This window comes from Chamaesiphon sp. VAR_69_metabat_338 (assembly GCF_031423935.1).
Taxonomy (GTDB): domain Bacteria; phylum Cyanobacteriota; class Cyanobacteriia; order Cyanobacteriales; family Chamaesiphonaceae; genus Chamaesiphon.
The window spans coordinates 1-2,249 of record NZ_JANPGM010000188.1; the positions used below are offsets into that span (position 1 = coordinate 1).

1 protein-coding gene and 1 pseudogene are annotated in these 2,249 nt (G+C 46.3%); one reads left to right on the top strand and one right to left on the bottom strand.

Annotated features, from left to right (window positions below; translation table 11 throughout):
* A pseudogene (locus RMO84_RS05575) lies at positions 1–1,214 on the top strand (phosphoketolase); the annotation flags it as partial.
* A gap of 458 nt (positions 1,215–1,672) precedes the next feature.
* Here the strand turns inward: RMO84_RS05575 and RMO84_RS05580 are convergent.
* A complete protein-coding gene (locus RMO84_RS05580) occupies positions 1,673–1,969 on the bottom strand; it encodes a hypothetical protein (protein ID WP_310487486.1) in 297 nt (98 codons plus the stop codon).
* Positions 1,970–2,249 lie beyond the last annotated feature (280 nt).

Here is a 2,249-nt window from a genome sequence, read left to right on the forward strand (position 1 = left end):
GGGTGATGATACACGAACAAAAAAACTCAAATAAAAACAACGCGCACATAGAAGTCACCTAAAGGATTACTAAAGCCGAAAAACAGCCCACGGATGACCAAGATGAGCAAACCTTACTCGATATGGAGTTTTTGAGCGAACACATGTGTCAGGGCTGGCTAGAGGGCTATCTGTTGACCGGACGGCACGGCTTTTTCTCCTGTTATGAGGCATTCATTCACATCGTCGATTCGATGTTCAATCAACATGCTAAGTGGTTGGAAAGCTGCATCGATATCCCCTGGCGACGACCGATCGCATCTCTAAATTATCTGCTCACTTCCCACGTCTGGCGACAAGATCACAACGGTTTCAGCCATCAAGATCCCGGCTTTATCGATGTGGTGGCGAATAAAAAATCTACCGTCGTCCGCGTCTATCTGCCACCCGATGCCAATACGCTGCTCTCAGTTGCCGATCATTGCCTCCGCAGCCGTCAGTATGTGAATGTGATTATCGCTGGCAAACAGCCCGAATTGCAGTGGTTAGATATGGATGCCGCGATCTCGCACTGTACGGCAGGACTGGGAATCTGGGAATGGGCGAGTAACGATCGCCACAGCGAACCCGATGTCGTTATGGCTTGCGCGGGCGACGTCCCCACCCTCGAAACCTTAGCCGCTGTAGACTTCTTGCGATCGCATTTCCCCGATCTCAAAATCCGCGTCGTCAACGTCGTCGATCTGATGACCCTCCAACCCCGCACCGAACATCCACATGGCTTGTCAGATAAAGATTTCGACTCGATTTTTACCACCGATAAACCCGTCATCTTTGCCTTCCACGGCTACCCCTGGCTGATTCACCGCCTCACCTACCGCCGTAGCAATCACGAAAACATCCACGTACGCGGCTACAAGGAAGAAGGCACCACCACGACACCATTCGATATGACTGTAGTGAACGATCTCGATCGGTTTCATCTGGCTCAAGATGCAATCGATCGTACCCCCAAACTCAAAAATATTGGTGCCTATGTCAAGCAAGAAATCCGCAATAAACTGATCGAACACCAGCAGTACATTACGACCTACGGCGAAGATATGCCGGAAGTCACCGATTGGCAGTGGGGCTACTACAGTATGGGCGAGGACGCGATTGACGGTTCGCAACAGACTGCGACGGATTCACCTTCTACCAAAGGCGGCGAAGGCGCAGCCAATTCTCGCGAGTAACACCTTGGTTTGTATCGCCTAAAAACATCGCCTTGACTTGAATGAGTCAGGGCGATTTTTTGGCTGACGTAGCCACGCCGCGAGGTAATCGATATTGACTGGTGGGGTTGGGCGGGTTCGTTCGCAATTTCTGGAATTTGGCGATGATAATTAGCATAAACCCGCCCCTACAGATCCAATAATAAATACGATCGCTAGCATAGCCTAAAGTTGGTAATCGCATCCCGCCAACATATTCGCATGTACGGGTTCGTAGGGGCGGGTTTATGCCATCGATTCCGCATAATTCTAAAATCTAAATCAAACCCGCCCTCACTCACCAATAATCGATCGATCGTCACCATCCACGAATTATATCGATCGAACATTATCATCTACGCACGATCGAATCGCGATCGATATTTGCTGGCGGAGATGCGATTGATAGAAAGTTTGTGTAACTAGAAATTAATAAATCATCAATAACAAGCATCCTTCGCAGCCTGTTGTCTTGACTCAATTGCTTTAATCAGAACTGAACTAACTTGTGGATCTTTGCCACCCATCTTTAAGTATGCGGCTGCATCATCATTAACTTGTTGCTGTGCTTTCTTTGCTCCTATACATTTATCAGTAACTTTGATGTTAGTTTTATTTGATGTTTCACTAGATCCGTCTTTAGCTTCAGATACATCTGTTGTCTCACTAGTTCTATACGAACAAGAACAAGTCATAACGAGAAAGCTGATAGCAACTAAACTGGGAGATAGCTTCATTTAATTCTTATGTATAGATGATTTGCATATATTCATTCACTTATCACATCAATCAGGATTGTTTGATGGAAATTTGAATCTGTGAAAATTGCACATAGCTTTAAACCTAGACGGAGTATAATAAAAATTAATTTAATCGATCGAAAAAATACACGAGCCAGAATAAACTTCCAACTCTTGCGTCTCAAAGCCTAACTGTCCTAACCCAACGTGAGTTCGGGATAAGGAAAATCGATCTGCTTCGCTCAAGCACCGCCCTGAACTGGAAGTGTCTCGTTCC